The following is a 24,761-nucleotide window of genomic DNA, read 5'->3' on the forward strand; positions in this document are numbered from 1 at the left end:
GCTTCCCGGCGAGGTGAGACATTGCAAGACGTTGCCGTTTCGGCAAGGACACCGGTCCCGGATACCCGCTCGACACCACGCGCCCCGATATCCGACAACGAGAGACACAACAAGGCACTGCCGTTTTCGGCAAGGACGCCGGTTCCGGACAACCGCTCAACACCAAGCGTTGCCGCTTCCCGGCGAGGTGAGACATCGCAAGATGTTGCCGTTTTTCGGCAACGACACCCGCTCAACACCAGGCATCCCCGATACCCGGCGACAAGAGGCACCGCAGGGCATTGCCGATTTCCGGCAACGCCCCGCAACGCCCGCAGCCGCCTTACATCACATCCCGAACGACCATCCGCTCCGAAGCCCGCTCGATAGCCGCCTCGACCGCACCGACCCGATCCGCCAGCAGGCCCATGGCGCCGACCGCCCGGCTCATCGGGTCCTCGTCGTCCCCGCCGAGCGCCTGCGCCCGCAGGTACGCCGCCTTCACGTCCGCCCACCGCTGCGCCTCCGAGGTGGTCAGGCGCCCGCGCAATTCGGCCAGCTTCAGCAGGTTCGCTTCCGCGCCCGAGGTGAGCGTCTGCGCTTCGCCGGCGTAGTGGTCGTCGATCAGCGCCTCGAGTTCGGCGTCGTTCATCGCGGGAACGATCCGGCCGGCGAGCTTGTTCATGTTCCGGTACGAGCCCTGCAGCTGGAACGGCGGTTCGACCCGGGACGCGTCCGCCTGCGCGGCCGAAGCGATGTACGCCTGGTTGTTCTTCAGGACGATCCGCTGCACCTGGATCAATTTCCGCAGCACGGCGAGGATCTGCTCCAGTTCGGTCGCCGAGTACGAGTGCTTCAGCTGATCCGCCCGCACCGAACCGTCGCCGCGGGCCAGCCGCACGAGAACGTCCACATCGGACCGTTCCCGCGAGACCAACGGCGCCAGCACGGTGTTCGAGGTGAGCGAGTTCTCGATGTAGCTCAGCGCGAACAGCTCTTCCTTACCCGAAAGCACATCGCCGAGGTTCCACACGTCCGCGCGGTTGGCGAGCATGTCCGGGATCCGGAACCGCTTGCCCTGCTCGGTGTACGGGTTACCGGCCATGCAGACCGCGAACCGCTTGCCGCGCAGGTCGTACGTCCGTGTCCGGCCCTCCCAGACACCTTCCATCCGCCGCTGCGCGTCGCACAGCGAAATGAACTTCTGCAGCAGTTCCGGCGAAGTGTGCTGGATGTCGTCCAGATACAGCAGAACGTTGTTGCCCTGCTCCAGGGCGAACGAGATCTTCTCGACCTCCTGCCGCGCGGTCGCGTTGGGCGCGTCCGCCGGATCCACCGACGTGACCTCGTGCCCGAGCGCCGGCCCGTTCACCTTGACGAACACCAGCCCCAGACGGCTCGCGACGTACTCCATGAGCGTCGTCTTGCCGTACCCGGGCGGTGAGATCAACAGCAGCAGACCGGACTGGTCGGTGCGCCGGGCATCGCCGGTCGCGCCGAGCTGCTTGGCGAGGTTGTCGCCGATCAACGGCAAATAGACCTCGTCGAGCAGCCTGTTGCGCACGAAGGCGCTCATCACCTTCGGCTTGTACTCGGCCAGCCGCAGCCTGTCCCGCTCCGCGGCCACCAGTTCGTTGCGCTGCCGTTGATACGCCCGGAAACCCGGCACCCGGTCGCGCCGGAACCGCCGCGTCCTCGCCAGCGTCTCGTCGAGTCGCAGGGTCAGGGACCTGTTGACGATACGGGGGTGCGCGCCGAGCAGACCGTCCACAGTGGCCGCGAGTTCCGCCGAGGACTCATAGCGCGGCAGATCGGCGAGTTCCATCGCGACGGCCTCCGCCAGCTCGTCACCCGGAATCCCAGCGGAGTCCACGAAGGACGAAAGCCAGGCTTCGGCGAGCTGGTGACGGTCCGCGAGGTCTTCGAGGGCACGAAGGTCTTCGGCGAAGCTGCGGCGGTCGAGCCGGAACTTGTCGAGCAACGTGCGCGCGCCACCGCTGGTGACGAAGCCCGGCGAGGCGTCGGCGAGTTCCTCGAACAGGTACTCACCGGCGAATTCGAGGTCCAGCGTCAACCCGGACGACGTGGCGAACGCGGCCATCGCCTCGGCGAACTCACCCGCCAGCGAGTCGATCGCCGTCGTGTGGCCGAACGCCTCCCGCACTCGCGCGAGCGACGCGGCGCGCGTCGTCCACGCGGACTTCGCCGCCTCTTCGGCACCGAAAGCCCAGAACAGCTGAGCGGCAGCCCGCGCGGCGGGCGGGTACCGCAGCAATCCGGCGGCGGAACGCAGGCGCACCAGCGCGGCCAGGATCGCGGCGGCGTCGTGGTCGTGCACGCCGCGCGCGTAACCCTCGTCGTAGCGGTCTCCCGCGACGCGCCGGACGACGTCCAGCAGATCGGTCTCTTGCAGATCCGGCTGCTCGTCCAGGATCGACGTCGCCAGGTACTCGGCGCGATAGACCTCGGGCGACTCCGAGACCAGCAGCTGATCCCAGTACGGCCGCGTCGCCTCGAACGACTCGTCCCGCACGGGCGAGCGGTAGTCGGTCCCGGTGATCGCGAACTTCATCCCGCCGTCGTGCGGCACCAGGGTGAGGTCGATGTCCTGCGTGTTGACCGCGAAGGTGTTGCGGCCGAGGCGGATCGTCTCGCCGCCCTCGCCGTAGAGGTCGAGCCTGTCGCGCAGGGCGCGGCCGGCTTCCTGGCGAGCGGCCTTGACCCGGCCTTCGAGCTCTTCCGCGCGGACCTGGTCGCCGAGGTCACGCAGTTCGGCGACGACGCTGCGCAGCTTCGCGACCATCGGATCGGACGCGAAGTAGGTGTTGATCTCGTCGACCGACCCGAGCGTGCCAACGCGGCGGGTGACACTCGTCAGGATCCGCCCGGCCGAATCGACCAGCCTGTCCGCGCGACGCGCCCGCTCGTCGAGCAAAGCCTGCTTGCGCGAGGAGAACGCCTCGTAGACGTCAGTGCGCTTCTCCCCCAGCGAAACCAGGAAGTCGTCGAACTCGCCGAACCGCGATTCGAGGTTTTCCAGCTGTAGCAGCAACCTGCCCAGTTGCTCGTCGCAGCGGTCCGGGGTGTCCGCGACCGCGAGCCCGCCGGTGATGGCCTGCGCGAGCAGCGCGAACTCGGCCGCGAACTCCGCCCGACCCTCGGTCTCCAGCAGTTCCTTGCGCCGCGCGTCGAGGGTGGCCCGAGCCCGGTTGACCGCGCCGATGACCTCGCCGACGCGTTCGAGGATCTTCGTCCGCACCACGGCGTCCGCGATCTCCAGCCCGCCGACGACGTCGGTGAGGACTTCGAGCCCGCCGGACTGCTCGTCCAGCTGCTCGGCGACCGGGACCGCCTCCGCGACGGTGGAGATCGCGCCCGCGGCCTCGATCAGCCTGTCGACCTCGGCGTGATAGCCGGTGAACGCGTCCTCGCCCTGGAGGAACCGGACGGCCCGTTGCGCGGCCTCGCCGAACTCCGTGTCCAGGTCGGCGATCACCTTGTCGACGCGGTCGGTGTCGGCGTACCGCAGTTCCCGCACGGTGACGAGATGTCCTCGCGCGCGGTGCATTTCGGCGAGCCTGCGCACCCACGCGTCGGCCGCGTTCAATGCCTCGCCGCGCACCTTCCGCACGAGCGACGCGGTTTCCGCGGCCGCCTCTTCGACGGCTTCGGCAGCCTGCGCGGTGAGCGAGGTGACCGTCTCGAACTCGTCGAGCACCTGCTCCGCGGTGACCCGGACGTCCGAAAGCGGCGACCGCAGATCACCGAGTTCGGCCTCGCCGAGCCAGTGGTAGTGATCGAAAACCCGCGCGCACGCGGCGATCAACGCCTCGAACACCGCCGCCGACGGCGCCATCTCGCCGACCATCCGGCCGATGGAAAGACAATCGGAGATCCCGCGGACCAGATCGGCGTTGCCGACCCGCTCCAGCGGTCCGGTCCCGGCCGGCTGCGACGCGGCGTACGTGTCCGATTGGAACGGCGTCCGCCACACCTGCATCGGGTGCACCCGGCTCGGCTCGTCGGACAGCGCGCGGAACAGCACCATCGTGCCGTCGTCGAACAGCGAGTACCCGTGGCACGGGATCGGGTTCGAGACCTCTTTGCGGATCACGTTGTACGGCAGGAGAAGCGAGCGGCCCTCGGCCCGCGCGTGAAAGACGTAGAGCACGTCCTCCCCGTTGGGCGATCGGATCACCCGCTCGAATTCGAGCTCGTCCACCGTGGTGTCGAACGTCTTGCTGATGCCCGTGTCGAGGTAGTACCCGCCGGGGAAGATGATGCCGTGGTCCTCGGGCAGCCGCTGGCACGCCTGCCCGATCCCGTCGAGGCGTACCACGTCCCGGGTGCGGGTGTTGAACACCAGGTACCGGTGCTCGGTCTCCTTGTACGGCAGCATCCGCAGCAGGATGAGCGGGCCGATCCTGGCGTAGGACACTTCGGCGTCCGCCAGGCTCTGCAGCGGTTCCTCGACCGGCTCGGAGTAGACGCCCTCGCCGGTCTCGGTGTTGTTCTCGACCTTGATCGTCAGGTTGCCGCCGACGGTCTCGACGAACACCTCGTCCTCGATCGAGATGTGCGGATGCCTGCCGAGAACGTGCTGCTCGCGGCTGGTCTCGATCCATTCGAAGTCGTGCGACGGCGGGAAGACGTGGTCGCGTTCGCCCCGACTGTCCACATAGGACGGTTTGCCGTCGGCGGCGATGCCCCAGCGCAGCACGCGGATGTCCTCGGTCCGCGGCCCGATCTGGAACACCGCGAGCAGTTTGCCCTCGACCCGGCGCAGTTGAAGCAGCTTCGCCTGCCGGTAGTACCGGTACAGCTCGGCGAAATCGCGGACGAACTGCTCGTCGCGCAGCAAACCCGGCAGCTCTTCGGCCGGCACGTCGTCGAAGCGGAAAGCCTCGTCGTCATGACTGAAGCCGTGGAGCGAGAAGACGTCGTCGACCGTCGTCTCGGGCTTGAGACCGATGAAGACGTTGTAGCCGAACAACATCCGCCCGCCGACCGACACGACGTCGCGCGGCACGCAGTTGTTCGCGGTGCGGATCCGCTCCGTGCCGATCAGCGCGAGCTGCGCGCTGCCGAAGACCCCGAGCCGCGCGGTGTTGAGTTCGTCCGCGCGTTTCGCCAGTTCGGCGGCCTGTGCGGCGAGCCGGGCGCGGAGCACCTCGTAGGTGCCCGCGTCCAGCTGCTCCGTTCCTGCCGCCGGTTCGGTCGCCGTCACTGCTTCGCGGGGGCGAGGGCGGCGACGGACTTGTCGGCGAGGCCGAGCCGCTGCGCCATGGCCAGCAGCTCCTGCACCTTGCCGCTGTCCGGGCCGCCCGCCTGCAGCTGCTTGGCCAGGAAGGCCGACAGCGTCAGGTTCTTCACGTCCTCAGTGCTCACCGAACCGAGCAGCTTGCCGATGTCGTCGGTGAAGCTGCCCGAACCGTCGAGCCACGACTTCCCCAGCGTCTGGACGACGTCCGAGTGCTCGACGAACCCGTCCACGCTCTTGCCGAGCCCGATCGAGCCGATGACCTTCTCGAAGAACATCGTCTCGCCGCCGACGATGTCGATGTCGGCCTTCTCCAGCCCGATGCCCAGCACCGTGGCCTGCGCCTCGGCGACCTCGCGCTGCACGTTGAGCGCGGCGAGCCGGATCTCCTTCTCGGCCTCCAGACGCAGGCGGTACTCCTCGTGCTCGCGGCTGGCGCTGTCGAGGGCGGCCATCGCGGCGGCCTTCTCGGTGAGACCTTCGGCCTCGCCCTTGAGCTTGTCGCGCATCGCGTCGGCGAGCACGATCGCCTTCTCGCGTTCGACGATCGCCTCGGCGCGGCCGACCTTCTCCAGCGCGTCGGCGTCGCGTTCCTTGACCTGCGCCGCGGCGAGGCCGACAGCGGCCTCCTCGGCCTGGATGCCCTCCGCGAGACGGATCTTCGCGCGGGTCTCCAGCTCGGCGGCCTGCTGACGCGCCTCGGCCAGCATCAGTTCCTCGCGGGCCTTGTGCTTGGCGGCCGCCTCGGCGGCTTCCGCGGCCTTGATGTCCTTGACGAGGTTCTCCTGGGCCTCCGCCTCGGCCCGGATGATGGTGGCCGAGCGCTGACGCTCCGCCTCTTCGACGACGCGGAGCTTCTTGATGTTCTCTTCCTGCTCCGCCACGGTCTTCTCGACCGCGATCCGCTCGCGGATCACCTCGGCGATGGACCGCTTCTCGGTCTCGACTTCCTTGTCCTTGGCGATGCGGGACAGTTCGGTCTCGCGTTCGCGGCCGATGACCTCCAGCAGACGGTCCTTCTCGATGCGCTCGCTCTCGATGGCGATCACGCGCTCGCGGTTCTTGCCCGCGACCTCGATCTCACGCTGCTGGTTCTGGTGCTGGACACCGAGCTGCTCGTCCGTGCGCAGATCGGCCGCTTGCGACTTGAGCCGCTCCTCCGCCTGGACCTTGGCGATCTCGGCCTCTTCGCGCGCCCGCATGGTCTCGACCTCGCGGCGCTGCTTGATCTCGGCGTCGGCCTGCCGCCGCTCCAGTTCGAGGATCGCCTCGCGGGCGTCCACGTTCTGGCGGGTGATCTCTTTTTCCTCACCGCGGCGGAACTCGTTGGTGCGCACGTGCTCGATCGCGGTCAGCTCGGTGATCTTGCGGATACCCTGCGCGTCGAGGATGTTCGCGGAGTCGAGCTGCGCCATCGGCGTCTGCTCGAGGTAGTCGATGGCCGCGTCCTCCAGGCTGTACCCGTTGAGGTCGGTGCCGATGACGCGGATGATCTGGTCGCGGAATTCGTGGCGTTTGGTGTAGAGGTCCACGAAGTCCAGCTGCTTGCCGACGGTCTTCAGCGCCTCGGAGAACTTGGCGTTGAACAGTTCCTGCAGCGTCGCCTCGTGGCTCGCGCGTTCGGTGCCGATCGCCTGCGCGACCTTGATGACGTCCTCGACGGTCTTGTTGACCCGGACGAAGAACGAGATCCGGATGTCGGCGCGGATGTTGTCCCGGCAGATCAGGCCTTCACGGCCGGTGCGGGTGATCTCCATCGCCTTGACCGAGGTGTCCATGATCTCGGCCTTGTGCAGCACCGGCAGGACGATCGCGCCGGTGAACGTCACGTCGACGCGACGGACCTTCGAGATGATCAGTGCCTTCCCCTGCGGCACCTTTTTGAACAACCTGGTGATCGTGAAGAGCAAGACCAGGAGGATGACAACTATCACGGCGATCAGAACGCCGGCCCCCACGCTGATGGCACCCATAGTGTTCCTTTTCTGCTTCAGATGTCCAAGGACTCGACCCAGAAGAACTCGCCTTCGGAGTCGTAGTCATAGAGAACTACGCGGCTGCCCGCCGTCAGGTTGCCTCGGCCCGCCTGCCGAACGTCCACAATGGCCGTCGACCCGTCGGCGGCGGCGACCTCGGCCTGGCCGAAGTCGTGTGTCACCGACGAGGTGCGGATGACGGCGGCGCGACCGACGAAGTCCCGCCTGCTCGGCTCCTTCGCGGGGCCGAATACCCGGCGCAGTGGCACCACGATCACCCTCGTCCCGAGTGTTCCGAGGACGAGCGCGACGGCGAGCACGCCGACCCCGAACCCGATCCTCGATGGTGTCGAAAGCTCCAAGTCATCGAGTAGAACCGTTCCTGCCAGGCTGGCGAACCAGGTGAATGCGATCAGCAGAGAGAGCGAAATGGACAGCGGGACCCCGCCGAAGCCCGCCAGGAGCCCGTCGCCGCCGTCGAAACCGTCGGTGTCGATCCCGCCGAACAGTGCCAGCAGCCAGTAGCCGATCACCACGATCAGCAGGAAGCTGAAGAGCACGGCCGGAAACCCCAGAGCCGCGGTGACGAACCCGCCCATCGCCGTCGTTCCCTCCCCCATTACCCCGGGTCAGGACTATAACCAGCGCGTGACGCCGGGCGGGCCGTTTTCGGCTACGAGTGGGTCACGGTGTGCGGAAGCGTGCGCGGTCACTCACCGCGTTCAGCCCGCTGAATGCCGAAGTACCCGAAGGCCTGGGCAAGGGTGCCGGTACCGATTCGGCGGTCACGCGTGACTGGACGGACGACACGCGTGTCCAGACGGACGGCTCGCGGCAGGACCCGACCGCGCACGTGCCGTCCATCGGATCACGCGTGTCGTCCATCTGATCACACGTGTCGTCCGGCCAGTCACGCGAAACCACCGGCGCGGCACAGTGATCGCGAGCGACCGCACGGAAGGCGGAACTCGCGTGATCGGAGGCGGAACTCGCGTGTTTGGAGCCGTGACTCGCGTGTTTGGAGCCGGAACTCATGAGATCCGCCCTCAAGCACGCGAGTTCCGCCTCCAAGCACGCGGGTGACGGCTTCGATCACGCGAGTTCCGGGTCTGATCACGCGGGATCGGTGCGCGGCCGGGCGCGCGGCGTTACGCCGACCGGCCGTCCGGATGCCATCCGGTTGGACCTGTCGCAGCACACGAGCGAGCCCTACTCTCCAGTATTGAGAGTGACACAGGACACACCACGGTCTTGGAGGCTCCCTTGGGTTGGCACGTTCGCGAGACGATCGACGAGGGTCAGCGCGAACGGCGGATCCGCCATGTCACCCGATGCCTGAGCTGCACGCTCACCTGCGTCCATTGTGGACTACCCGCCCGATTCTCCGTTCCCCCCGGACATCCCGGGCTCGGCGTTGTCGAGCACCTCCCTGGCCCGACAACGCCCGGACTGCCGGATCTCGCGCTCCTGCACCGATTCTGCCGGGACAACCTCGCCGAGGAACCGGGCATCGCGCTCAGGCGCGCCTATCTCGGCCTGGCGACCGAACTCTTCGAAGCGGGACGACGGATCCGTCGTCACCACCGGCTCGGCGTGCATCCGCCACGGCCGGGCCATCTCGAGGCCTACCGAAAACGGTGGCGAGTGGCCAAAATGCGGTACGCCTGCAAGGCGTGCCGGTACTACACCGGCTCTCACTGAGCCGATTCTCCCCCGGAGGACTCGTGCTCGTTCGTCTCATCCTCGGTCTCCTCATCACCGTCGCCGGCCTCGCCTTCGCCGCCCGCCGCGCCGCCTGGCTCGCCAGACTGATCCGCTCCGGTCAGCCGGACGAGAAACGCTCCGACGTCATGGCCGTCCGCGCGAAAACGCATCTGGCCGAGGTCTTCGGACAGCGCAAGCTGCTCAAGTGGTCCGTCCCCGGGCTCGCGCATCTGTTCACGTTCTGGGGTTTCGTGATCCTCGGGTCGGTCTACGTCGAGGCGTACGGCGCCCTGTTCGACCACGATTTCCACATCCCGCTCATCGGGCACTGGGCGGTTTTGGGCTTCCTGCAGGACTTCATCGCGGTCGCGGTGCTCGTCTCGCTCGGGGTCTTCGCGGTCATCCGGATCCGCCAGGCGCCCGAACGAAAGGACCGCGCGTCGCGCTTCTTCGGGTCGCACACCGGTGGCGCCTGGCTGATCCTGTTCATGATCTTCAACGTGATCTGGACGATGTTCCTCTTCCGCGGCGCGTCGGCGGCGGTCGGCGTCTTCCCATACGAATCGGGCGCGTGGGTTTCCCTCGGCGTCGGGGAACTCCTGGAACCGCTGGGCCTCGCGGTCACCGAACCGCTGGAGACCGTCGGCTTGCTGCTGCACATCGGTGTGATGCTGGCGTTCCTGTCGATCGTGCTCTACTCCAAGCACCTCCACATCTTCCTGGCGCCGGTCAACGTCACCGCCAAACGGCTCCCGGACGCGCTCGGCCCGCTGCTGCCGATGGAGTCCGGCGGCAAGCCGATCGACTTCGAGGATCCGGGCGAGGACGACACCTTCGGTCGCGGCAAGATCGAGGACTTCACCTGGAAGGGCATGCTCGACTTCGCCACGTGCACCGAATGTGGCCGCTGCCAGTCGCAGTGCCCAGCGTGGAACACCGGGAAACCCTTGTCCCCCAAGCTTATGATCATGGATCTGCGTGACCACCTCTTCGAAAGCGCGCCGTACATCCTGGACGGCAAGGAGGCGCCCGAGGAACGCCCGCTCGTCGGCACCAAAGAGGACAACGGCGTGATCGATCCCGACGTCCTCTGGTCGTGCACGTCCTGCGGCGCGTGCGTCGAGCAGTGCCCGGTGGACATCGAGCACGTCGACCACATCGTCGACATGCGCCGCTACCAGGTGATGATCGAGTCCGCGTTCCCCAGCGAACTCGGCGTGCTGTTCAAGAACCTGGAGACCAAGGGGAACCCCTGGGGCCAGAACAATTCCGACCGGCTCGCCTGGACGAAGGACCTCGACTTCGAGGTGCCGATCTTCGACGGCGAACTCGCCGAAGACGTCGAGTACGTCTACTGGGTCGGCTGCGCGGGCGCTTTCGACGACAACGCCCGCAAGACCGTCCGCGCCACCGCGGAGCTCCTGCATCTCGCCGGGGTCAAGTACACGATCCTCGGCACCGACGAGTCCTGCACCGGCGACCCGGCCCGCCGGTCCGGCAACGAGTTCCTCTTCCAGATGCTCGCGCAGCAGACCGTCGAGACGCTGAACGCGGTGTTCGAAGGCCGCGAACCGGGCACGCGCAAGATCGTCACCACCTGCCCGCACTGCCTGAACACACTCGGCCGCGAGTACCCGCAGCTGGACGGGAACTACGAGGTCCTGCACCACACGCAATTGCTGAACCGGCTCGTCCGGGCCAAGAAGCTGACGCCGGTCAAACCGGTCGACGCGGGCCCGGTGACCTACCACGATCCGTGCTACCTCGGCCGCCACAACAAGGTCTACGAGCCGCCACGCGAACTCGTCGGCGCGACCGGCGCCACCCTGAGCGAGATGCCCCGCCACGCCGACCGCTCACTGTGCTGTGGCGCCGGTGGCGCGCGGATGTGGATGGAGGAGCAGATCGGCAAGCGCATCAACCTCGAACGCGTCGACGAGGCCCTCGGCACGGACGCCGAAACCATCGTCACCGGCTGCCCGTTCTGCCGCGTGATGCTGAACGACGGCCTCGTGCAGCGGCAAAGCGAGCAGCGTGGTCAGAATGTCACCGTGCGCGACGTCTCCCAGCTCCTGCTGGAGTCCGTGAAAGAGCGAGACCGGACTGCTACCGAGATTTAAGGCACACGGGAGTTGGAAGTTCGGCGCACCGAACTCTAGACTCATGGGATGGCGAATCTGTTCAAGGCCGTCTGCGGGCTGGCCGCGTCGGCGCTCGTCCTTTCCGCGTGCGGAGGCCCGGCAGGCGGCGCGGACGACAAGAGGCCCGTGGTGCTGACCACGTTCACGGTCTTGGCGGACGTCGCGGCGAACGTCGCCGGTGACAAGCTCAGGGTCGAGTCGATCACCAAGCCCGGCGCCGAAATCCATGGCTACGAGCCCACCCCGGACGACATCAAGAAGGCGGCGAAGGCGGACCTGATCCTCGACAACGGGCTGAACCTGGAGGCGTGGTTCGCCCGGTTCGTCAAGGAGAGCGACGCGCCGCACAAGGTGGTCAGCGAAGGTGTCCAGCCCATCGCCATCGGCGAGGACTCCTATCAGGGCAAGCCGAATCCGCACGCGTGGATGTCGCCGAAGAACGTCGGGATCTACGTCGACAACATGGTGAAGGCGTTCAGCGAGGTCTCCTCCGGTGACGCCGCCGTGTTCAAGGCCAATGGCGACGCGTACAAGGCGAAACTGCAAGCGGTCCAGGACGAGATGACCGGCGCGCTGAGCGGGCTGCCGAAGAACGAGCGCGCGCTGGTCACCTGCGAGGGTGCCTTCTCCTACCTCGCGCGCGACGCCGGCCTCACCGAGCGCTACATCTGGGCGGTCAACGCCGAACAGCAGGCCACGCCCCAGCAGATCACCCGCGCGATCGGGTTCGTCAAGGAGAACAAGGTCCCCGCGGTGTTCTGCGAGTCGACCGTCTCCGACGCGCCGATGCGCCAGGTCGTGTCCGCGACCGGTGCCGCTTTCGGCGGCGTCCTCTACGTCGATTCCCTGTCCGGCCCCGAAGGTCCGGTGCCGACGTATCTCGACCTCATCCGCCACGACGCGAAGACGATCGTGGCCGCCCTCACCGGAGCGAAGCCGTGACCGCCGCGATCCGCGTCGAAGGCGTCACCGTCCACTACGGCGACGTCCTCGCCCTCGACGGTGTCGACGTCACGCTCGAACACGGGCACGTCTGCGGGCTGGTCGGGATGAACGGCTCCGGCAAGTCGACGCTGTTCAAGACGATCATGGGCATGGTCCGCCCGGACACCGGCACGGTCTCGGTCGACGGCGGCACACCCGCGCTGGCCCGCAAGACCGGCGCGATCGGTTACGTGCCCCAGAGCGAGGACGTCGACTGGTCGTTCCCGCTGTCGGTACGGGACGTCGTGATGACGGGCCGCTACGGACGTCTCGGCTTCACCCGGAGGCCGCGGCGAGCCGACCACGAGGCCGTCGAGCAGGCGCTGGAGCGGGTCGAGCTGACCGAACTCGCCGGACGGCAGATCGGCCAGTTGTCCGGCGGGCAGCGCAAACGCGCGTTCGTCGCGCGCGGCATCGCCCAGGGCGCCCGTGTTCTCCTGCTGGACGAGCCGTTCGCGGGCGTCGACAAGCGGTCCGAGGCCACGATCACCCGGCTGCTCAAGGAACTCGCGGCCGACGGCGCCGCGGTCCTGATCTCCACCCACGATCTGCACGCGCTGCCCGGTCTCGCCGACGAAGCGATCCTGCTGATGCGCAAGGTGCTCGCGCACGGCTCCCCCGGCGAGGTGCTCCGGCCCGAGAACCTCGCACTGGCCTTCGGACTCGATGTCCTGCAACGGGAAGAGGAACCCGCGTGAGTCTCTACGACCTGTTCCTCGAACCGCTGAGCTACGACTTCATGGTGCGGGCGCTGGCTTCCACGGTCATCGCGTCCGCGGTCTGCGCGGTGCTCTCGTGCTGGCTGGTGCTGATCGGCTGGTCGCTGATGGGCGACGCGGTCTCGCACGCGGTACTGCCCGGCGTCGTGCTCGCGTACGTCCTCGGCGCGCCGTTCGCGCTGGGCGCCGTCGTGTTCGGTTTCCTCGCCGTCGCGCTGATCGGCGTCGTCCGCGACACCAGCCGCGTCAAGGAGGACGCCGCGATCGGCATCGTGTTCACCACGCTGTTCGCGCTCGGCCTCGTGCTGATCTCGGTGACGCCGAGTCAGACCGACCTGAACCACATCATCTTCGGCAACCTGCTCGGCGTCGACACCTCGGACCTGATCCAGATCGGCGTCCTGGGCGCGATCACGCTCACCCTGCTGGTGCTCAAACGCCGCGACTTCACCTTGTACGCCTTCGACCCCACGCACGCGCACGCCATCGGGCTGAACCCGCGCGTGCTCGGCGCCGCGCTGCTCGGGCTGCTGGCGCTGACCGCGGTGGTGGCCTTGCAGGTGGTCGGCGTGATCCTGGTGGTGGCGATGCTGATCATCCCCGGCGCGACGGCGTACCTGCTGACCGACAGGTTCGGCCGGATGCTCGTGATCGCGCCGTCGTTCTCGGTGCTCGCGGCGGTGGCCGGGCTGTACCTGAGCTACCACCTCGACACCGCGTCCGGCGGGATGATCGTGCTGGTCCAGGGCGCCGGGTTCACGCTGGTGTACCTGTTCGGGCCGCGCCACGGGATCGTCGGGAAGCGGCTGGCCAAGCGACGGCGGGAAGTCGCGCGGGCCGGGTAACCGGACAATCACCCCGCGCTCTGTGTCTCTCGCGACATGGGTAAGGGCTCAGCCTTAGGTTAGGCTCCCCTCATGTCTACGGAAGACGCGCTGCTCACCGGCCATGACCTGGTGCTCGCGCACCAAGAGCGGGCCGTGGTGGACGGCGTGTCCCTGTCGCTGCGCGCCGGCACGGTGACCGCGCTGGTCGGGCCGAACGGCTCCGGCAAGTCGACTCTCCTGCGTTCGCTGGCGCGGCTGCACAAGCCCCGCGAAGGCAGCGTCCAGCTCGGCGAACGCGCCGTCTGGGGCGGGAACGCGTTGTCCGGCAAGGAGTTCGCCCGTCAGGTCACGCTGCTGACCCAGCACCGGCCCACCCCGAGCGGGGTGTCCGTGCGCGACGTCGTCTCCTACGGCCGGTACCCGTACCGCTCGGGCTGGCGCGGGGTCGACGCCGACGGCGCCGCCGCGATCCGCCGCGCGATGGAACTGACCGGCGTGACCCCGATGGCCGAACGCGGCGTCGACGAACTGTCCGGCGGCGAACTCCAGCGCGTCTGGCTCGCGTCCTGTCTCGCCCAGCAGACCTCCGTGCTGCTGCTCGACGAGCCCACCAACCATCTCGACCTGCGCTATCAGGTCGAGATCCTCGACGTCGTCCGCGATCTGGCCAACGAAGGCGTCGCGGTCGGCGTGGTGCTGCACGACCTCGACCACGCGGCGATCATCGCCGACGAGGTCGTGCTGCTGTGCGAGGGAACCATCGTGGCCACGGGTGACATCGGGCAGGTGCTCACCACCGAGCACCTCTCCCAGGCCTACGGCGTCACCGTCCACGTCGCGAACGACCCGGTGACGGGCGCGATCCACTGCAGGCCACTCGGGCGGCATTCGCCCAGGCCCGCCTGAGAAAACCAGGAAGAACCCATGCGTTTGCTGAGCACCGCCGCCGTCGTCGCGGCGACGGCCCTGCTGCTGTCCGCCTGCGGCACCACCGAGAACACGGCGGCCGCGCCGGGCGAATCCGCCGCCGCGAGCGGCCCGGTCACGGTGACCGACGCGCGCGGCAAGGCCGTCAACCTCAAGGCCCCCGCCAAGCGCGTCGTCGCGCTCGAATGGGGCGAGGCCGAGATGGTCGCCTCGCTCGGTGTCATGCCGGTCGGCGCCGCGGACGTCGCGGGCTACAACGTCTGGGACAAGGCGGTTCCGCTGGCCGCCGAGGTCAAGGACGTCGGCAAGCGCAACGAGCCCAGCGTCGACGCGATCGTCGGGCTGAACCCCGACGTCGTCATCATCGCCGACGAGCGTGACTCGACCCTTGTGCCGCAGATCGAGAAGTACGTGCCGGTCGTGGTCACCAAGTCCAGTGACGCGGCCCGGAACTTCGACCGGCTGCGCGAGGACTTCAAGCTGATCGCCAAGACGGTCGGCAAGGAGGCCGAGGCGGACAAGCAACTGTCCGAAATGGACGCCAAACTCGCCGAGGGCAAGAAGGCCGTCGAGGGCAAGGGCGCCGCGGGCACCCCGTTCCTGATGGCCGACGGCTACCTCGAAGGCAGCACCGTCAGCATCCGCCCGTTCGGCAAGGGCTCCCTGGTCTCCGACACCGCCGAGGCCGTCGGCCTCAAGAACGTCTGGACCGGCAAGGTCGACCCGCAGTGGGGTCTCGGCCAGACCGACGTCGAGGGCCTGACCGCGATCACCGACCCGAAGACCGTGCTGTTCTACAGCGCGTCCGAAGAGGACGTCTTCACCACAGGGCTCGCGCAGAACGCCGTCTACCAGCGGCTGCCGTTCGTGGTGTCCAAGAAGATCCACAAGCTGGAGTCCGGCACGTGGACCTTCGGCGGCCCGAAGTCGGTCATCATGACCGCCGACCAGATCGTGAAGGCCGTCACCGCCTGATGACCACCAAGGTCCGAGGTACTTCTCACCGCCGAGGACTCGTCGAAACAGTGCGGTCGCCGCAGACGGTCCGCACCGCGGTGGTGTCGGCGGGACTGGTGGTGCTGATCGCCGTCCTGGCCGGCATCCACCTGACCCAGGGCACTTCGACGTCCGGGCCGCTGGACGTGGTGAAGGCGATCTTCGGGCACGGGGACGCGCAAACCCTTGCCGTACTGGAGGGTTCGCGCGTCCCCCGGCTGCTCGCCGCGTTGCTGCTCGGGATCTCGCTCGGCGTCGCGGGCGCGGGGATGCAGTCCGTGGCGCGGAACCCGCTCGCCTCGCCCGACACGCTCGCGGTCAACGCGGGCGCGCATTTCGCCGTGGTCGCCATCTCCGCGTTCGGGCTCTCGCTGCCGCTCGTCCCGGTCGGCGGCGCGGCGTTCGTGGGCGGGCTCGCGGCGGCCGTCATCGTGCTGGGCCTGGCGGGCGGCGGATCCGCGAGTCCGCGGCTGGTGCTCGTCGGCTCCGCGGTGCTGCTGGCGCTGCAGTCGGTCACCATCCTGATGCTGCTCATGTTCGAGCAGGAGACGTCCGGGCTGTTCGCCTGGGGCAGCGGTTCGCTGACGGTGTCCGACCTGCGCGCGACCGGCCAGATGACGCCGATCGTGGTGATCGCCGTGGTGGCGCTCATCGCGATGGGCCGCAAACTCGACATCCTCGCCCTCGGCGACGACAACGCGACCGTGCTCGGCCTCCGGGTCCGCCGGACGCGGGTCGGCGCTATCGTGCTGACCGTCGCGCTGACCGCGGCCGCGGTGACCGTCGCCGGGCCGGTCGGGTTCGTCGGGCTCAGCGCGCCGGTGATCACGAAACTGCTGCTGCCGATCGCCAAGCACCGCGCGCTGCTGCCGGTGTCCGGGCTGGTCGGCGTGGTGACGGTGCTCGGCGCCGACGTCGTCCTGCGGGCGATCATGGGCTCGGCCGCCGCCGTGCGCGTGCCGACGGGGGTGGTGACCACGATCATCGGCGCCGTCGTGATGGTGTGGCTGGCGCGGCGCGGCCGGGCCAGTGGCTCGCGCCGTCCGGCTCCGGCGGGACGCGTCGGGGTCGCCGGATCGACGCGACGGCTCGTGACGATCTCCGCCGTTCTGGTCGTGCTGCTCGTCGTCGTCCCGGTCGTCGGGCTGATGCTGGGCGACCGCGTGGTGCTGCTCGGCGACCTCGCGAACTGGGTGACCGGCAACACCGGGACCGCGCTCACTTTCGTGCTGGACCAACGACTTCCGCGGGTGCTGGCCGCGTTGCTCGCCGGTGCCGCGCTGGCGGTGTCCGGCTGCGGGATCCAGTCGGTCAGCCGCAACCCGCTCGCCGAACCGGGTCTGCTCGGCATCACCGCGGGTGCCGGGCTCGGCGCGATCACGCTGATCACCATCGTCCCCGCGGTCGGCGCGTGGGCGATCGCCGGTGCCGCCGGTCTCGGCGCGACCATCGTGTTCGTGCTGGTCTACGGGCTCGCGTGGCGATCGGGGCTGGATTCGGACCGGCTGGTGATCATCGGCATCGCGGTCTGGTCGGCCGGGATGGCGCTGATCACGCTGCTGATCGTGGTCTCCGACCCGTGGAACTCGGCCAAGGCGCTGACCTGGCTTTCGGGGTCGACCTACGGCCGCACGCTGGAGCAGGTCGCGCCGGTGGCGCTGGCGCTCGTCGCGCTGACGCCGTTGCTGTGGGTCAAGCACCGCGAGCTCGACCTGCACGCCCTCGACGAGGACACGCCGCGGGTGCTCGGGATGCGCATCGAACGGTCGCGGCTGCTGGTGCTCGGAGCTTCCGGGATCCTGGCGGCCACCGCGGTGTCCGCGATCGGTGTCGTCGCGTTCGTCGGCCTGGTCGCGCCGCATCTGGCGCGGTCGCTGGTCGGCGGGCGGCACGGCCGGGTCGTCCCGGTGGCCGCGGCGCTCGGGGCGGTGCTGGTGAGCGTCGCGGACACCCTGGGGCGGACGGTCATCGCGCCGGCCCAGATCCCGGCCGGCCTGGTCATCGCCATGGTCGGGACGCCCTACTTCGTGCTGGTGCTCTGGCGGACCCGGCCGTAGCAGTACATGAAGGCCCCCTTCCTGTACCTAGGCGCAAGGAAGGGGGCCTTCATGTACTTCGGACCGGACTACAGGGTCTTCTGCAGGTGGGTCGCGAGGAGTTTGGTGAAGCGGGCGGGGTCGCCCAGTTCCCCGCCCTCGGCCAGCAGAGCCATGCCGTAGAGCAGCTCCGCGGTCTCCGCGAGCCCCTCGGACTCACCCTTGTCGGCGAACGAGGACCGCAGCCCGGCGACCAGCGGGTGGCCCGGGTTGAGTTCCAGGATCCGCTTGATCTGCGGCATTTCCTGGCCCATCGCGCGGTACATCTTCTCCAGCGTCGGGGTGACGTCGTTCGTGTCGCCGACGATGCAGGCGGGCGACGTCGTCAGCCGCGACGAGAGCCGGACCTCCTTGACCTGCTCCGACAGCGTCGTCGTCAGCCAGGTCAGCAGGCCGGAGAACTCTTCCTTCTGCTCGTCGGTGGTGTCGTCGTCGAGTTCGACCTCGCCCTTCGCGACCGACTGGAACTGCTTCTCCTCGTACCCGGAGACGGCGTCGACCCACATCTCGTCGATCGGGTCGGTGAGCACGAGCACCTCGTAGCCCTTGGCCTGGAAGGCTTCCAGATGCGGGGAGTTCTCGATGCTCTGCCGCGACTCGCCGGTCAGGTAGTAGATGTGCTCCTGGCCGTCCTTCATCCGCTCGACGTACTCGCGCAGCGAAGTCAGCTTCTCCGGGTCATTCGTCGAAGCGAACGAGCAGATGTCGAGGATCGCGGTGCGGTTCTCGTGGTCGTCCAGCAGGCCTTCCTTGACGGCGCGGCCGAACTCCTTCCAGAACGTCTCGTACTTGTACGGGTTCTCGTCGGCCATCAGGGTCTTGACGGTCGAGAGGACCTTCTTCACCAGGCGACGGCGGATCAGCTGGATCTGCCTGTCCTGCTGGAGGATCTCGCGCGAGACGTTGAGCGAGAGGTCCTGCGCGTCGACGACGCCCTTCACGAAGCGCAGGTACTCCGGCATCAGCGCTTCGCAGTCGTCCATGATGAAGACGCGCTTCACGTACAGCTGGACACCGCGCTTGCGCTCCCGCATGAACAGGTCCAGCGGCGCGTGCCCCGGCAGGAACAGCAGCGCCTGGTACTCGAAGGTGCCCTCGGCCTGGAGCCGGATCGTCTCCAGCGGGTCGTTCCAGTCGTGCGCGACGTGCTTGTAGAACTCGTTGTACTCGTCTTCGGTGACGTCGCTGGAGGAACGGGCCCACAGCGCCTTCATCGAGTTGACCGTGGCGGTCTCTTCGCCCTCGGTCATCCGGATCGGCCAGGTGATGAAGTCCGAGTACTTCTTGACGATCTGCTTGATCTTGGTCGCCGAGGTGTAGTCGAAGAGCTGGTCTTCGGCGTCCTCGGGCTTGAGGTGCAGGACGACCGACGTGCCCTGCGGCAGGTCCGGGACCGTCTCGATGGTGTACGTGCCTTCGCCTTCGGACTCCCACCGGACGCCCTCGTCCGATCCCGCGCGGCGCGTCAGCAGCGTGACCTTGTCGGCCACCATGAAGCTGGCGTAGAAACCGATGCCGAATTGGCCGATCAGATCCTGCGAGGCCGCGGAATCCTTCGTTTCCTTCAGCTTCCTCAGGAATTCGGCGGTGCCGGATTTCGCGATCGTGCCGATCAACGCGACGACGTCGTCCCGGCTCATCCCGATTCCGTTGTCCCGCACGGTGAGGGTGCGGTTTTCGGGGTCGGTGTCGATCTCGATGTGGAGATCGTCGGTATCCGCCTGGAGTTCCTTGTCGCGGAACGCTTCGAGGCGGAGTTTGTCCAGTGCGTCGGAGGCGTTGGACACCAGTTCCCGCAGGAAGGTGTCCTTGTTCGAGTAGATCGAGTGGATCATCAGCTGAAGCAGCTGACGTGCCTCCGACTGGAACTCGAGTGTTTCGGCAGAGGTGGTCACGCGCCGATATTACCGAGCGCGGGAGCCGCTCAAGCCAGCCTCTGCCTGGCCACCTCGACGAGCCCGTCTTCGGTGGCCTGTTCGATCGTGGTGACGGCGGATCGGCCCTCGGCCTCGACCGTGGAGATGACGTTGCCGAAATGCGGGCCGGACAGCTTGGACCAGGCGAGCGGATCGGGTCCGACACCGCCGCGCGTCGCCCAGCGGCGGGCGAGCGACGCCACCGAGGACGACCAGGTGGCGGCGAAGGCGAGCCGGAGCGGGCGCGGCATCGCGTTGTGCACCGGCGAGCAGGTGAGCTGGAAGACCGACGACGTCACCGGTTCGGGATAGCGCGCCTCGGCGATGTAGGCGTGGTGGACGTCGCCCGAGAGCACCGCGATGGTGGCGGGCGGTTCGTCGCGCCGCCCCTCGCGGGCGATCATCGCGGACAGCCGCTCGAACGACGCCCGGAACGCCGCCCAGTGTTCGAGGTCGCCCGCCTGGCGGATCTTCTCCGCGAGCCTGCCGCGCCACCCGGGGCGGTTGCAGGCGCGCTCGTTGAGCGACTGCAGGTGCGAGATGACCGGGGGCAGCAGCCACGGCAGCGAGGAGCCGATGAGCAGGTGATCGCACGGCGCGGCGGCGTTCTCCTCGATCCAGTCGAACTCGTCGTCGTCGACCATCGACCGGGTGCCGCCCGCGAGGATCCGGCCCGCCCGGCTGTCGATGACCAGCAGCCGCACACCGCCGAAGTCACGGCGATAACTCCAGCGCGCGCCCTTGGTGCCGTCGCGTTCGTTGTCGGCCTCGTCGGCGTACGCGGTGAGCAGGTCGGCGTTGTCCCCGCCGGAGGTGATGGCCTTCTGGAAGGTTTCGTCCTCGGCGAGTTCCGCGGGGCCGAGATTCCCGAGGTGCTGATAGACCCAGTAGGTCATGATCGCGCCGCGCAGGCGCTCCTTCCACCACGGCTGGGCACGCATCTGCTGCTGCCAGGTGTAGGAGGTGTTCCAGTCGTCGCGGACGTCGTGGTCGTCGAAGATCATCGACGTCGGCACGGTGGACAACAGCCAGCGGATCGCCGGTTCGCCCCAGGCCTCGAAGTAGAGGTGGGTGTACTCCTCGAAATCCTTGACCTCGGTCCCCGGCGGCTCCGATGTGTCGCGACGGCGGGCCAGCCATTCCTGGGTCTCGTCGGTGGTCTCGTCGGCGTAGACCTGATCGCCGAGCATCAGCAGCGCCTGCGGCCATTCGGTTTCCTCGCCCACGGCCATCCGGCGGGCGTACGCGGCCAGCGCGTCCGGGCCCAGGGCGTCGTCTTCGTGGGGTTTCCGGCAGGAGCCGAACACGAGCCGCACCCGTGATTCCTCCTCGGGCAGCGTCCGGATCCGGCTCGGCGGGAACGCGGAATCCTCCAGCGGCCACACCTTTTCACCGTCCACGCGCACTTCGTATTCGAGGCACGAGCCGGGTTCGAGGCCGGTCAGCACGAGCAACGCGTAGTGATGGCCCCGGATCTCGAAGGTGCGGGCGGTCGTGCCGAGGACTTCGACCTCACTCGCGGTGTCGGTCTCGACCCACACCGTCGCCGATGTCGCGTCGACGTGTCTCAACAGGGGTCCCAGGCGCAGACTCATTCCTGAAACGGTGCCACAGCCGGGCGAAGATCGTGCGCTGAGCGGTTCCCCTCAGCCGAGCCTGGCGAAGATCTCCTTGATCTCGGCCAGGTTCTTCCGCCGTTCGGCGTCGTCTTCGTAGTAGCTGTCCTCGGCGCGGGCTTCGACGATCGCCTCGGGGGAGAACTCCTCGCCGAACTGGTAGTCGCCGAGGCAGTAGGTGAACCCCGACTCGCCGAACGCGTCGAAGCCTTCCCGGCGGCAGTGCTCCACGAAGCCTTCGGCCTGCGCCCACCGCTCGCCGTCGAACCAGAACACGCCACCGGCGTAGAGGATCGTGGCTCCCGTGTCCTCGTCGACGATGTTGAGGGACTCGTAGTTCTCCGGGCGGTCGCGCACCAGCCGGACGAGGTGCTCGGGGACACCGCCGTAGAGCGCCACCTGCTCCGCGTAGGTCCCCTCGGCGAACAGGTTCAACGCCGACTCGTGGTCGAAGGTCAGCAGCAGCGCGTGCTTGTCCGGCGTGAAGTACCAGACGGCCGACTGCCCGCCACCGTCGTTCCAGGCGAATCGCTCCGCGCCGTCCACCTCGACCGGCTCGATCTCGGTGACCGCGTCGATGATCGCGGCGCGTCGCCGCACCTCGTCGAGGGTCGTCGCACCGAGGGCCGCCCAGATCTCATCACTCACCGGCGCAGACTACCGACCTTTGAACCGCCGGGACCCGCACTCCGTGTAACCCGGTGAAGGCTGTCCCGGCGGAAGGAACGTGCGTTGTCGGTTTTCCCACGCCCCGCCCTGGTGGGCCTGCCGGGCGACCGGACGGCCGCCCGCGAAATCGCGTCCAGCGCGGTGACCACGCTGTCCGCCGTCCTCGTGTTGTTCGCCCTGCTCGCGCCGAAGGACCTCGACGGGCTCGGATCCGAGGCGTTCGTACGGCTGCCGGTGGAGGCGCTGCTCGGGGTGGGTCTCGTCCTCGTGCTGCGCGACGGCGCCCGGCGGATCGTCGCGGTGTCCGCGGGCGCGGTCCTCGGGCTCCTGACCGTCGTCAAGGCCATCGACATCGGCTTCGGGCTCGCGCTGAACCGGCGGTTCGACCCGGTCTTCGACTGGGGCGTCCTCGGCAACGGCGTCGACCTCCTCGGCACGTCGATCGGCCGGGCGGGGGCGATCGCGTCGTTCCTCGGGCTGACGCTGCTGGCCGTCGTCGTGATCGTGCTGATGGGGCTGGCGACGCTGCGGCTGAGCCGGGTGGTGGTGGGCAGGCGCACCGCGTCGACCAGGGTGACCGCTGTGCTCGGCGTGGTCTGGATCGGGTGCGCGGTGTCCGGCGCGCAGCTCGCCCCGGGTCAGCCGTTCGCGTCGCGCAGCGCGGCCGCTTTCGCCTACGAAGACCTCCGCCAGGTGCGGGCCGGTATCCGCGATCGGGAGGCCTTCGCCGCGGAAGTCGCCGCCGACTCCTTCCGCGACACGCCGTCGTCCGGTCTGCTGAACGCGTTGCGCGGCAAGGACGTCCTGTTCACCTTCATCGAGAGCTACGGGCGGGTGGCCGTGCAGGACTCCGACATCGCGCCCAAGGTCGGCGCGGTCCTCGACGCCGGGACCGCGCGGCTGAAGAGCGCGGGGTACGGCTCGCGCAGCGCGTTCCTGACCTCGCCGACGACGAGCGCGGGAAGCTGGCTGGCGCACTCCACGCTCCAGTCCGGGGTCTGGGTCGACAGTCAGCACCGCTACGACGACTTCGTGAAGACCGACCGGTTCACCCTCGGCGGCGCCTTCAAACGCGCGGGCTGGCAGACCGTCGGCGTCGTGCCCGCGCATACGGAGGACTGGCCGGAGGGCAAGGTCTACGGCTACGACCGCTACTACGACTCACGGACCATCGGGTATCACGGCCCGCCGTTCTCCTACGCCACGATGCCGGACCAGTTCACGCTTTCGGCTTTCCAGCGCGCCGAGCGCGCGCGGGAACATCCGCCGCTGATGGCGGAGATCGACCTCGTCACCAGTCACTGGCCGTGGACGCCGCTCCCCCGCCTGGTCGACTGGACGGCCGTCGGCGACGGTTCGGTCTACAACCCCATGCCCTCGCAAGGGAAAACGCCCGACGAGGTGTTCACCGACCCCGCCAAGGTGCGCGGCGCGTACGGCGACTCGATCGCGTATTCGCTGAACTCGCTCATCTCGTACGTGGAGACGTACGGGGGCGACGACCTCGTGCTCGTGTTCCTGGGCGACCACCAGCCGAACCCGATCGTCGCCGGCGCGGGCGCGGATCGCGACGTGCCGATCAGCGTCGTCACGCGGGACAAGGCCGTGCTCGACAAGGTCGCCGGATGGGACTGGCAGGACGGCCTGTACCCGGACCGGAACGCGCCGGTGTCGCGAATGGACACGTTCCGGGACCGGTTCCTGACCACCTTCGCCCACTGATCCCCCGCGTTCAGAGGACTAAACGCGGGTCTCCCGCGCCCCTCCGAGAGCTTCCCGCCGCCGCAGGCGAGCGTGCGGCCTGCGGGAGGTGTTGTGAAAGCCACTTTCGCAACCTTCAGCGTTGTGAAAGCGACTTTCACAACACCTCCCGAAAGCGACCCGCACAACACCGGAAACCACCACACCGCCCAGCGTGCGAGACGGTGCGACCACACACCGCATTTAGCCGACTAAACGCGGGTCGCGTCGCGATACCGGTCGGCCAGCTCGCGCAGGTAGTCGACCAATTGCGGGGGTTCGGTGGCCCGGAAGGGGTGACCGAGCAGTCCAAGGTGGACGGCCAGCGTCTCGATGCTGTCGGCGCCGGTGTGCAGCACGCAGGTGCTCGCGTCGACGGCCTCCACCGTGCCGACGGCCGGGTTGATCCGCGCGGACACCTCCTCGGCGGACGCGTGCACGACGACGTCGGCCCGGTATCGCCAAGCCGCGGCCGAGACCCCGCGCCGCACCCGGTCCGTGACGTCCTCGGGCAGGTCACGCGGGGTGAAGCGGGGGCCGATCGGGACGCGCGGGTTCAGCCTGTCGACGCGGTAGGTGCGCCAGTCGCCGCGGTCGAGGTCCCACGCGACCAGATACCAGCGGCGTCCCCAGTTCACCAGGCGGTACGGCTCGACCTTGCGGACACTCTCGGAGCCGTCATGGCTCCGGTAGCCGAACCGCAGCACCTCGTGATCCCGGCAGCAGGCCGTCAGCACGGTGAGCGTCTTCGCGTCGACGCGCGGGCCGGGATCGTCCCTCGGCACGGGGATCGTGTACGCCTGCAAGGCGTTCACGCGACGTCTCAGCCTCGACGGGAGCACCTGCTCCAGTTTCGCGAGCGCGCGCAGCGACGTCTCCTCGACTCCCGCGATGGTGCCGCCTGCCGCCGTGCGGAGTCCTATCGCGACGGCGACGGCCTCCTCGTCGTCCAGCAGCAGCGGCGGCAGGTCGGCGCCGGCGCCGAGACGGTAGCCGCCGACGGAACCGCGGGTCGCGTTCACCGGGTACCCGAGCGCGCGCAGGCGCTCGACGTCGTTGCGGACCGTCCGGGAGCTCACTTCGAGGCGTTCTGCCAGTTCAGTGCCGGTCCAGTCACGGGGAGTCTGCAAGAGGGAGAGCAAACGGAGCAGCCTTGCCGAAGTTTCCAACATTTTTCGAGCGTGCCTCCCCATTAGGAACGAGATGTTCCT

General features: G+C 68.4%; 17 protein-coding genes. 10 read left to right on the top strand and 7 right to left on the bottom strand.

Translation table 11 applies throughout. The features are described from left to right. Nucleotides 1-322: 322 nt before the first annotated feature. The 3 genes from ACFWMR_RS07730 to ACFWMR_RS07740 form a co-directional block, all read right to left on the bottom strand. Nucleotides 323-5,206, bottom strand: coding sequence for a DNA repair ATPase (locus tag ACFWMR_RS07730; protein ID WP_378377821.1), 4,884 nt, complete (start codon nucleotides 5,204-5,206; stop codon nucleotides 323-325). Then, a complete protein-coding gene (locus ACFWMR_RS07735) occupies nucleotides 5,203-7,149 on the bottom strand; it encodes a flotillin family protein (RefSeq protein WP_378377822.1) in 1,947 nt (648 codons plus the stop codon). The genes ACFWMR_RS07730 and ACFWMR_RS07735 overlap by 4 nt, the downstream gene beginning before the upstream one ends. Before the next feature lie 80 nt (nucleotides 7,150-7,229). Then, entirely contained in the window at nucleotides 7,230-7,814 is a 585-nt protein-coding gene (locus tag ACFWMR_RS07740) for a hypothetical protein (protein WP_378377823.1), read from the bottom strand. 92 nt (nucleotides 7,815-7,906) lie between these two features. Here ACFWMR_RS07740 and ACFWMR_RS07745 point away from each other — a divergent pair, with 92 nt between their 5' ends. From ACFWMR_RS07745 to ACFWMR_RS07785, 9 genes are all read left to right on the top strand, one after another. Next, complete coding sequence (locus ACFWMR_RS07745) at nucleotides 7,907-8,104, top strand: hypothetical protein (protein ID WP_378377824.1); 198 nt, start codon at nucleotides 7,907-7,909, stop codon at nucleotides 8,102-8,104. A gap of 374 nt (nucleotides 8,105-8,478) precedes the next feature. Continuing rightward, nucleotides 8,479-8,916 (top strand): hypothetical protein, encoded by a 438-nt coding sequence (locus ACFWMR_RS07750; protein ID WP_378377825.1) that lies wholly within the window; start codon nucleotides 8,479-8,481, stop codon nucleotides 8,914-8,916. 23 nt (nucleotides 8,917-8,939) lie between these two features. Next, the gene (locus ACFWMR_RS07755) at nucleotides 8,940-11,039 is read left to right on the top strand and encodes a (Fe-S)-binding protein (protein WP_378275007.1); all 2,100 of its coding nucleotides are present in this window, start codon (nucleotides 8,940-8,942) and stop codon (nucleotides 11,037-11,039) included. Nucleotides 11,040-11,087: 48 nt separating this feature from the next. Continuing rightward, nucleotides 11,088-12,002 carry a metal ABC transporter substrate-binding protein gene (locus ACFWMR_RS07760; RefSeq protein ID WP_093932393.1) on the top strand — a complete coding sequence of 305 codons (915 nt, stop codon included), beginning with the start codon at nucleotides 11,088-11,090 and terminating at the stop codon, nucleotides 12,000-12,002. Next, entirely contained in the window at nucleotides 11,999-12,742 is a 744-nt protein-coding gene (locus ACFWMR_RS07765) for a metal ABC transporter ATP-binding protein (RefSeq protein ID WP_378377826.1), read from the top strand. The genes ACFWMR_RS07760 and ACFWMR_RS07765 overlap by 4 nt, the downstream gene beginning before the upstream one ends. After that, nucleotides 12,739-13,608 carry a metal ABC transporter permease gene (locus ACFWMR_RS07770; protein WP_208635874.1) on the top strand — a complete coding sequence of 290 codons (870 nt, stop codon included), beginning with the start codon at nucleotides 12,739-12,741 and terminating at the stop codon, nucleotides 13,606-13,608. The genes ACFWMR_RS07765 and ACFWMR_RS07770 overlap by 4 nt, the downstream gene beginning before the upstream one ends. Nucleotides 13,609-13,680: 72 nt before the next feature. After that, the gene (locus tag ACFWMR_RS07775; protein WP_378377827.1) at nucleotides 13,681-14,496 is read left to right on the top strand and encodes an ABC transporter ATP-binding protein; all 816 of its coding nucleotides are present in this window, start codon (nucleotides 13,681-13,683) and stop codon (nucleotides 14,494-14,496) included. An 18-nt stretch (nucleotides 14,497-14,514) separates the two neighbouring features. Then, a complete protein-coding gene (locus ACFWMR_RS07780) occupies nucleotides 14,515-15,492 on the top strand; it encodes an ABC transporter substrate-binding protein (protein ID WP_378377828.1) in 978 nt (325 codons plus the stop codon). Then, entirely contained in the window at nucleotides 15,492-17,570 is a 2,079-nt protein-coding gene (locus tag ACFWMR_RS07785) for an iron ABC transporter permease (RefSeq protein ID WP_378377829.1), read from the top strand. Before ACFWMR_RS07780 ends, ACFWMR_RS07785 begins: the two co-directional genes overlap by 1 nt. Nucleotides 17,571-17,638: 68 nt before the next feature. On the opposite strand, the gene htpG is transcribed toward ACFWMR_RS07785, so the two are convergent. The 3 genes from htpG to ACFWMR_RS07800 are packed head-to-tail and all read right to left on the bottom strand — an operon-like array spanning nucleotide 17,639 to nucleotide 21,789. Beyond that, nucleotides 17,639-19,504, bottom strand: coding sequence for a molecular chaperone HtpG (gene htpG, locus ACFWMR_RS07790; protein WP_378377830.1), 1,866 nt, complete (start codon nucleotides 19,502-19,504; stop codon nucleotides 17,639-17,641). Nucleotides 19,505-19,533: 29 nt separating this feature from the next. Beyond that, complete coding sequence (locus tag ACFWMR_RS07795; protein ID WP_378377831.1) at nucleotides 19,534-21,120, bottom strand: alkaline phosphatase D family protein; 1,587 nt, start codon at nucleotides 21,118-21,120, stop codon at nucleotides 19,534-19,536. A 51-nt stretch (nucleotides 21,121-21,171) separates the two neighbouring features. Continuing rightward, the gene (locus ACFWMR_RS07800) at nucleotides 21,172-21,789 is read right to left on the bottom strand and encodes a hypothetical protein (RefSeq protein ID WP_378377832.1); all 618 of its coding nucleotides are present in this window, start codon (nucleotides 21,787-21,789) and stop codon (nucleotides 21,172-21,174) included. 84 nt (nucleotides 21,790-21,873) lie between these two features. Between ACFWMR_RS07800 and ACFWMR_RS07805 the strand changes: the two genes are divergently transcribed. Beyond that, entirely contained in the window at nucleotides 21,874-23,532 is a 1,659-nt protein-coding gene (locus ACFWMR_RS07805; RefSeq protein WP_378377833.1) for a sulfatase-like hydrolase/transferase, read from the top strand. Nucleotides 23,533-23,762: 230 nt separating this feature from the next. Here ACFWMR_RS07805 and ACFWMR_RS07810 read toward each other — a convergent pair whose 3' ends face one another. Then, nucleotides 23,763-24,722 carry a helix-turn-helix transcriptional regulator gene (locus tag ACFWMR_RS07810; protein WP_378377834.1) on the bottom strand — a complete coding sequence of 320 codons (960 nt, stop codon included), beginning with the start codon at nucleotides 24,720-24,722 and terminating at the stop codon, nucleotides 23,763-23,765. Nucleotides 24,723-24,761: the final 39 nt, after the last annotated feature.

It is taken from the genome of Amycolatopsis thailandensis, assembly GCF_042723255.1.
GTDB classification, from domain to species: domain Bacteria; phylum Actinomycetota; class Actinomycetes; order Mycobacteriales; family Pseudonocardiaceae; genus Amycolatopsis; species Amycolatopsis thailandensis.